This window comes from Phormidesmis sp. 146-12 (genome assembly GCF_052939495.1).
In genome coordinates, this window is the sequence record NZ_JBJPHS010000024.1 from 26,583 (window position 1) to 35,264 (window position 8,682).

Annotated in this window: 5 protein-coding genes; 3 read left to right on the forward strand and 2 right to left on the reverse strand. The window is 51.1% G+C overall.

All coding sequences use genetic code 11. The features are described 5' to 3' along the window. The first annotated feature begins 213 nt into the window (after positions 1-213). Positions 214-531, forward strand: a complete 318-nt coding sequence (locus ACKFKF_RS12595) for a hypothetical protein (RefSeq protein WP_446868022.1) — start codon at positions 214-216, stop codon at positions 529-531. 145 nt (positions 532-676) lie between these two features. Here the strand turns inward: ACKFKF_RS12595 and psaB are convergent, their stop codons facing one another. Both psaB and psaA read right to left on the reverse strand, forming a co-directional pair. Next, complete coding sequence (gene psaB / locus ACKFKF_RS12600; protein WP_446868023.1) at positions 677-2,905, reverse strand: photosystem I core protein PsaB; 2,229 nt, start codon at positions 2,903-2,905, stop codon at positions 677-679. Positions 2,906-2,928: 23 nt separating this feature from the next. After that, positions 2,929-5,184: a photosystem I core protein PsaA gene (gene psaA, locus ACKFKF_RS12605; protein ID WP_446868024.1), complete on the reverse strand. Its 2,256-nt coding sequence runs from the start codon at positions 5,182-5,184 to the stop codon at positions 2,929-2,931. Between the two features lie 692 nt (positions 5,185-5,876). Between psaA and ACKFKF_RS12610 the strand changes: the two genes are divergently transcribed. Both ACKFKF_RS12610 and ACKFKF_RS12615 read left to right on the forward strand, forming a co-directional pair. Then, positions 5,877-8,111 carry a hypothetical protein gene (locus ACKFKF_RS12610; protein ID WP_446868025.1) on the forward strand — a complete coding sequence of 745 codons (2,235 nt, stop codon included), beginning with the start codon at positions 5,877-5,879 and terminating at the stop codon, positions 8,109-8,111. A gap of 95 nt (positions 8,112-8,206) precedes the next feature. Beyond that, positions 8,207-8,566, forward strand: a complete 360-nt coding sequence (locus ACKFKF_RS12615) for a thioredoxin-like domain-containing protein (protein WP_446868026.1) — start codon at positions 8,207-8,209, stop codon at positions 8,564-8,566. Positions 8,567-8,682: the final 116 nt, after the last annotated feature.

The window sequence follows — 8,682 nt, forward strand, 5'->3', positions numbered from 1 at the left end:
AATAACAATATCAGGATTGTGATAAGCCACACTTTAGAGATTCTGGTTTGTTAAATAACTTATCGTTATGCTTTGCTTTGATGATTATCTTTTTGTAATACGTTTTGTAATGAAATATTGAGTAGAAATTGGGAGACGGAAATTGGAGGAGCGATCGACAAATACTTAAACTCGTCAGACTGTAATTATCTAGAATAAGGAATAGAAGTCACGATGAGCCAAACCCCACAGCAACCGGAGCCTTTAGACACTAGAATCACCAACTTGGAGCGTGATATGTCCGATTTAAGAGTCGCCGCAGAAGCGCTTTTGCAGACCGCCCAGATTCATCAGCAAAACTTTGAAGCCATTACCACTGAGCTACAAATATCTCGCCAGAATTTTGAGACGCTCCGCCAACGCCAAGTGGAAAGCGATCAACGGTTTGAGATCCTTTTAGCAGAACTCAGGCAATTAAGAATTGATAGCAATGCTCGGTTTAATGAGATTCAAAACCGTCCCGATTCCACTTCTGAGCAAGACGAGGGCTAGTCAGGATTAGAGTTGCTGGCGGCGCTCATCTAACGTTGCCCAAGTATTGATTACTCATACGTTAACTGCTGTCAATAAGCTTCTAAAAAAGTCCCCCACCGATCGGCAGGGAACTCTTTCTATTTGCCTACAGAGTTAGTTGGCGTTAACCAAACTTACCTGCTGTAGACGCAATCACAAAGGCAGCGTAAGTCAACACATACCCCACAGTGAAGTGAGCTAGACCAACTAAGCGACCTTGGACGATCGACATTGCCACAGGCTTGTCCTTCCAGCGAATCAGGTTCGCAAGCGGAGTCCGTTCGTGTGCCCAAACCAGGGTTTCGATCAGTTCTTGCCAGTAGCCTCTCCACGAGATCAGGAACATGAAGCCCGTCGCCCAGACAAGGTGCCCAAAGAGGAACATCCACGCCCAAACCGCCAAGTTATTCATGCCGTAGGGATTGTACCCGTTGATCAACGGCGCAGAGTATTGCCACAGGTAGTCACGGAGCCAACCCATTAGATAAGTCGAGCTTTCGTTAAACTGAGCCACATTCCCCGACCAGATCGAGAGATGCTTCCAGTGCCAGTAGAACGTCACCCAGCCGATGGTATTCAGCATCCAGAACATGGCGAGGTAGAACGCATCCCAGGCTGAGATGTCGCAAGTACCGCCACGACCGGGCCCATCACAGGGGAAGCTGTAGCCAAAGTCTTTCTTGTCAGGCATCAGCTTAGAACCCCGCGCATCCAACGCACCTTTGACCAAAATCAGGGTGGTGGTGTGCAAGCCAAGCGCGATCGCATGGTGAACCAGGAAGTCGCCAGGGCCAATGGTCAAGAACAGAGAGTTGGTGCCACTATTAATCGCATCCAACCAGCCAGGAAGCCATACGTTACCGTAGTTGGGCCAGGCGGTCGAAGCAATACTGTTGGGGTCAGACAGCAAGGTCTGCATACCATACAGCGCTTTACCAGAGGAGGCTTGAACGAACTGTGCAAACACAGGCTCAATCAAGATTTGCTTTTCAGGCGTTCCAAAGGCAACCACTACATCGTTGTGAACGTACAAGCCGAGGGTGTGGAAGCCGAGGAACAGAGACACCCAACTCAGGTGAGAGATGATCGCCTCTTTGTGTTGGAGGACGCGATCGAGCACGTTGCCTTTATTCAGGTCAGGATCGTAGTCCCGAACCCAGAAGATAGCGCCGTGAGCAAACGCCCCCACCATCAAGAATCCAGCAATGTACTGGTGATGGGTATACAACGCAGCCTGTGTTGTGAAGTCCTTCGCCATGAAAGCGTAGGGAGGCAGCGCGTACATGTGTTGAGCAACGAGCGAGGTGATGACTCCAAGAGCCGCCAGCGCCAGCGCCAGTTGGAAGTGGAGGGAGTTGTTAACAACGTCATACAACCCCTGGTGAGGCAGGTTAAACTGACCCTCTGATCGTCCACCGACCAGACCCTTCTTACTGTCCAGCATGTCTTTGATGCTGTGACCGATGCCGAAGTTCGTCCGATACATGTGACCCGCAACGATGAACAGGACGGCGATCGCCAGGTGGTGATGCGCCATATCCGTCAACCAGAGCGACTCGGTTTGAGGATGGAAACCACCTAAGAAGGTAAGAATCGCAGTTCCTGAGCCTTCGCCCGTCCCAAAGATATGGTTCGCCGTATCAGGATTTTCTGCATACACGCCCCAGTTGCCCGTAAAGAACGGCCCTAGCCCTGCGGGGTGCGGCATCGTCGAAAGGAAGTTTTCCCAGCCGACGTGCTGACCGCGAGATTCGGGGATGGCAACGTGGATCAAGTGACCCGCCCAAGCGAGAGAACTCACACCAAACAACCCAGACAAGTGGTGGTTGAGGCGAGACTCTGCGTTTTTGAACCAGGCCAGACTCGGACGGAATTTGGGCTGAAGGTGGAGCCAGCCAGCAAATAGCATGACGGCCGCCAAAACCAGCAGGAAGATAGACCCTTGATAAAGGTCTGCATTCGTCCGCATCCCGATCGTGTAAAACCAGTGGTACAGACCAGAGTAAGAGATGTCAACCGGGTAGTTTGCGCCGCCCTGAGAGAACGCATCTACCGCAGGTTTACCGAACTGAGGGTCCCAAATCGCATGAGCGATCGGGCGGACATTTAAAGGATCTTTGATCCATTGTTCAAAGTTGCCTTGCCAAGCGATGTGGAATTCGCTGCCTGATGCCCAGAGAAAGATGATTGCCAGGTGACCAAAGTGGGTCGCAAAAAGCTTTTGGTAAAGCTTCTCTTCCGTCATTCCGTCGTGGCTTTCAAAGTCGTGAGCCGTAGCGATTCCGTACCAAATCCGACGGGTTGTGGGATCTTGGGCAAGGTCTTGGCTAAATTTTGGAAATTTAGTTGCCATAAGTGCGTTTGATTCCTCCTGGCTTATCCAAGTGACAGTGCCCGCGCTAGGAAGAATGCCCATGTGGTGACAATTCCGCCTAGGAGGTAGTGAGCAACACCTACAGCCCGACCTTGAATGATGCTCAAGGCGCGAGGTTGAATCGCAGGTGCAACTTTTAGCTTATTGTGTGCCCAAACAATCGACTCGATCAGTTCTTGCCAGTAGCCGCGACCGCTAAACAAGAACATCAAGCTAAATGCCCAGACAAAGTGAGCGCCCAAGAACAGCAAGCCGTAAGCCGACAGCGCTGAACCGTAAGAGCTAATCACCTGAGAGGCCTGTGCCCAGAGGAAGTCACGTAACCAACCGTTGATCGTGATTGCACTTTGAGCAAAGTTGCCGCCCGTAATGTGGTCAACGGTGCCGTCAGGACTCACTGTGCCCCAAACATCTGACTGCATTTTCCAACTGAAGTGGAAGATGGCAACGGAGATGGAGTTGTACATCCAAAACAGACCGAGGAAGACGTGATCCCAACCAGAAACCTGGCAGGTGCCGCCACGACCGGGGCCGTCGCAAGGGAAGCGGAAGCCCAAGTTTGCTTTGTCAGGAATCAGACGTGAGCTACGGGCAAACAGAACGCCCTTCAGCAGAATGAGTACTGTGACGTGAATCGTAAAGGCATGGATGTGGTGAACCATAAAGTCCGCCGTACCCAGGACGATCGGCATCATGGCAACCTTGCCGCCGACTGCGATTGTGCCGCCACCAAATGCATAACTCGCAGGAGCCAAAGCATTAGGAGCCGTAGAGCCAGGTGCCAGCGTGTGGAGATTTTGAATCCACTGAGCAAACACAGGCTGAAGTTGAATTGCTGTATCCGAGAACATATCTTGAGGACGACCCAAAGCGCGCATCGTGTCGTTATGAACGTACAGACCGAAGCTGTGGAAGCCCAGGAAGATACAAACCCAGTTGAGGTGAGAAATGATAGCGTCGCGGTGACGGATGACTCGATCGAGCAGATTGTTTTGATTCACAACCGGATCGTAGTCCCGCACCATGAAGATTGCACCGTGAGCTGCTCCACCGACGATAAAGAAGCCACCCAACCACATGTGGTGAGTAAACAGCGACAACTGCGTACCGTAGTCAGTCGCCAGATACGGATAGGGAGGCATCGCGTACATGTGTTGCGCCACGATGATGCTCAGGGAGCCAACCATTGCTAAGTTAATAGCAAGTTGAGCATGCCAGGAGGTGGTTAGCACTTCATACAGACCCTTGTGACCTTCGCCAGTGAAGGGGCCTTTATGGGCTTCCAAAATTTCCTTGATGCTGTGACCGATGCCCCAGTTGGTGCGGTACATGTGACCCGCGATGATAAACAGAACGGCGATCGCCAGGTGGTGATGCGCGGTGTCTGTCAACCAGAGTCCGCCTGTGACAGGGTTTAAGCCACCCTTGAAGGTGAGGAAGTCAGCGTATTCACCCCAATTTAATGTCCAAAAAGGAGTCAGTCCTTTAGCAAAGCTGGGGTAGATGTCTGCCATCAGTTGCGAATTCAAAATGAACTCGTGAGGCAGAGGAATCTTGTCTGCGGGAACGCCGCGATCCAAAAGCTCGTTGATGGGAAGAGCGACGTGGATTTGGTGTCCAGCCCAACCGAGGGAACCCAGTCCAAACAAGCCAGACAGGTGATGGTTGAGCATCGACTCCACGTTCTGGAACCATTCCAGTTTGGGAGCGCGTTTGTGGTAGTGAAACCACCCGGCAAACAACATCAGACCAGCCATGACCAATCCGCCGATCGCGGTGACATAAAGCTGGAATTCGTTGGTGATGCCTGCTGCTCGCCACAGTTGGAAGAACCCAGAGGTAATCTGAATCCCGTGGAAGCCGCCGCCGACATCAGCATTGAGGATTTCTTGACCGAAGATCGGCCACACCACTTGAGCACTGGGCTTTACGTGGAGGGGATCAGCAAGCCAAGCAGAATAGTTTGAAAAGCGAGCGCCATGAAAGTACATGCCACTCAGCCAGATGAACACAACTGCCAAATGGCCAAAGTGGGCGCTAAAGATTTTACGAGAAACGTCTTCTAAGTCGCTGGTATGGCTATCGAAATCATGGGCGTTGGCGTGAAGGTTCCAAATCCAGGTGGTGGTTTTTGGGCCTTTAGATAGGGTGCGATCGAAGTGACCCGGTTGTGCCCACTTCTCAAAGGAAGTAGGAGTCGGATCTTTATCGACAACAACCCTGACCTTTGCCTCGCGCTCCGGTGGGCTAATTGTCATTGAGACTCTCCTCTCTCTAGACAAGGAACGAGCAAGTTCCGAACTTCAGGCTGGTCTTTGATCCCAGACGGTTCGGTTTTGCTGCACTGAATGGCTATCTTCATTCGTATAAAAGCGTGTGCTTTGTAACTTGCGTGCAGTCTTAACGGTTGATCTGAGAACAAAGTGTCTTTTCACAACTAGGTCAGAATCCTGCAATCGTCATGAAAGTAGCCTTTGTGGGTTCTCATTGCGTCATTATAGGTGGATGATGAAGACGTTTTCAGAGACAGTTAACAATAATTCAAACTCTGTGAAAGAGGGATAGTGATTGGGTTCCAACTTTTAGCAAGTCATCAAAAGTCAAGGGTTTGTCGATTAACTTTACATCTCTCAAACATCGAAAAAGTAAATCAAAACCATTGAGCGTAAACGATATTTTATTCATCTAGTTATTAACAATTTGTTGTAGAAGCAAGACGCAGCAAGTGATCTGTGCTTTGTAAGACTAAATTTGTCGTCGCGAATTCAATTTCCTCCATTACCGTTCTCTAAAGACAGCTTGTTTTGGCAGGTTTTTAGAGCGCAGTTCGCCCTTCATACATATATCTACACAGTTTTACAAATCGTCAGGTTGAGAAATATTCAATCGATCGCCCCACAAACCCCTAAGCTGGTAGCTGAAGACTGGTTCGTATGTAGGAGTATGCTCGGTGTTTGGGATCAACCGCTGGTGGACTGTTGCTAAGACGTTACTGATATCTGGACTGCTGCTGTTAAATCTGTGGGGATGCAGCGAAAAGGTTGTATCCGTTGAGCCGCCTGCTCCGGGTGCTGCCCCTGTCAAGTTGGCTGGCAAGATTTCAGAAGTCTCGCCGCCAGAGGTGATTCAAGAATTGCGGCAGGTTTTAGAGAAGTATCAGCCGCAGGTGACGATCGTCTCTCCTCGTGCGGGCGAAGTGTTGCAGGACGATGCCGTAGAGGTGCGGCTTCAAGTCAAGGATCTGCCCCTATATAAGGATGAGAGTTTGGGATTGGGATCTCATCTGCATGTCTTTCTAGATAATCAGCCTTATCGGGCAGTTTACGACACGAGTCAGCCCATTACATTCACAGATCTGGCCCCTGGAACTCATACGATTCGAGTATTGGCGGGTCGTCCCTGGCATGAGAGCTTTAAGAATGATGGCGCGTATGCCCAGACGATGTTTCACGTTTTCACCAAAACTTCTGACAATAATCCTGATCCCAATTTGCCGCTGTTGACTTACAGCCGACCCCAGGGGACATATGGCGCAGAACCAATTTTGCTAGATTTCTATCTGACCAATGCTCCTCTGCACCTTGTCGCCGAAGAAGATGAGCAAGATGATGTGGTGGACTGGCGCATTAAGGTGACGGTGAATGGGGAGAGTTTTGTGGTCGATCGCTGGCAGCCGCTCTATCTCAAAGGCTTTAAGCCAGGTAAAAATTGGGTGCAGTTGCAGTACATCGACGAGAAGGGCAATTCGATTCAGAATGTCTACAACAACACGGCACGAGTCTTCACCTATGAACCGAACGGCAAAGATACGTTGTCTAAGTTAGTTCGTGGTGAAATCTCTGCGGCAGATGCTCGTGGCATCGTTGACCAAAACGACAAGCCTGGAGTACCTTCACCAGCACCGACTCCTTCTCCAGAGCCGATCCCCGTTGTTCCGTCCCCTGTTCCGTCAGTGGAAGTCACCCCGGAGCCGACCCCGACAGAAAAGCCGATCGAGGATGAAACCAAAGAAGACGAGACGAAGCCTGCGATCTCTCCGAGTGACCCGCAAGGGGTCGAGCCTGAGTCACCAGCGCCGAAAGGCTTCTTCAATCGCTTCCGCCGTCCTGAGAATCTGGAACCTTCTCCCGAACCAACGCCAAGTGTGACTCCTGAACCCATTCCTACTGTGGAGCCAACGCCCAAAGCAGCACCACCGACTGAAAGCCCCATTCCCGAACTCCCGGTTCCATCGGCTAAAGAGGCTCCTCAAGGCGGATTCTTCGATCGCTTCCGTCGCCCTCGATCGCCCAAGCCCTTTCCCATTCCTACGCCAGACCCGACTCCGAGTGTGTCTCCCATTCCTGAGATAGAGGAAGCTCCACCAGAGTCAGTAGAGAAGCCCATTCCCGAACTTCCGATTCCCCCTGTCAAAGAGGCCCCTCAAAGCGGATTCTTCGATCGCTTCCGTCGCCCCGAACGGATAAAACCACTCCCACAGGTGACACCCACTCCCACAATGGAGCCAAATCCTGAAGAGACGATCTCTCCGAGTGACCCGCAAGGGGCCGAGCCAGCCCAAGAACCAACTTCAGACCCTTCGAGTCCAATGGTCAAAGAAGCCCCCAGAGAAAGTTTTCTCGATCGCTTCCGTCGTCCTGAAACAGTAAAACCGTCTCCAACTATCACACCAGATCCGACCCCCTCTGTAGAACCTGTTCCTGAAGAAGCAGTCGAGCCAACGGATTCAGAGGAGCCAATTCCCGAACTTCCGATTTCACCCGTCAAAGAGACCCCTCAGAAAGGATTCTTCGATCGCCTCCGTCGCCCCGAAATGCCCAAACCTTCTCCCAGCACTGCGCCTGAGCCGCTTGTAGAAGACCCGATCGAAGCAGTCGAAAAAGCTGAACCAGAAGAAGCTCCCTCGCTTCCTGAAACTCAGTCACCTGAAACTCCCGAAATGCCTGCAACCAAGCCGAGAAGCGAATTAGAGAAGCGATTGGGAATGCCGCTTAATCCGCCAATTGCCTCACCTCCTCTTAAAGTCAAACCCACTGAACCAGGACAGCCAGCCGCTAAAGTCGCCGAACCGTCAAATCAAACGAATCGTCCTGTTGAACCCGCCCCGCCCGAAACTCCGATCGAACTCCCCAAAACACTAGAAGCCCCCTCTGACGAACCCATCCCCATCCCAGCCATTCAGTAAAAGTCAGCAAAGACAAGTTAGTAGAATCAGAGGCGCGATCGAATCGGGCCTCTTTTTTTCGCTAGGGTGAGGGCATCAAGCTTTGCAAATTTTTTATGCCTCGCGTCCGTGCCCCCCAACTGCCTCAAGACTCCGTTTGGCTAAATACCGATCGTCCCCTCTCGCTCAAAAATCTCAAAGGGCGGGTTGTTTTGCTCGACTTCTGGACTTATGGCTGCATCAACTGTCTACATGTTCTGCCCGATCTGAAATATTTGGAAGAGAAATATCAGACTTGCTTGACGACGATCGCCATTCACTCTGCCAAGTTTGATCACGAGCAAGAAACTGAGAACATTCGTCAGGCAATTTTGCGCTATGACATTGAGCATCCAGTGTTGATCGATCGCGGGTTTCGAGTCTGGCAAGAATATGCCATTCGCGCCTACCCGACTTTTGCCGTGATTGATCTCTGAGGGTGTGTCGTTCAGATTCAAAAAGTTCTTCTGCGTCTGATTCTAGGGGCTAGAAAGCGAATGGATTCTCTGCTGGTGAATTCTTTAACTTACAGCAAGATTCGCGCTTACTCTAG

Excerpts from the sequence above, each read along its gene's own strand:
- psaB (WP_446868023.1), bottom strand. The coding sequence starts at position 2,905 with ATGGCAACTAAATTTCCAAAATTTAGCCAAGACCTTGCCCAAGATCCC.
- ACKFKF_RS12615 (WP_446868026.1), top strand. The coding sequence starts at position 8,207 with ATGCCTCGCGTCCGTGCCCCCCAACTGCCTCAAGACTCCGTTTGGCTA.
- ACKFKF_RS12595 (WP_446868022.1), top strand. The coding sequence starts at position 214 with ATGAGCCAAACCCCACAGCAACCGGAGCCTTTAGACACTAGAATCACC.
- psaA (WP_446868024.1), bottom strand. The coding sequence starts at position 5,184 with ATGACAATTAGCCCACCGGAGCGCGAGGCAAAGGTCAGGGTTGTTGTC.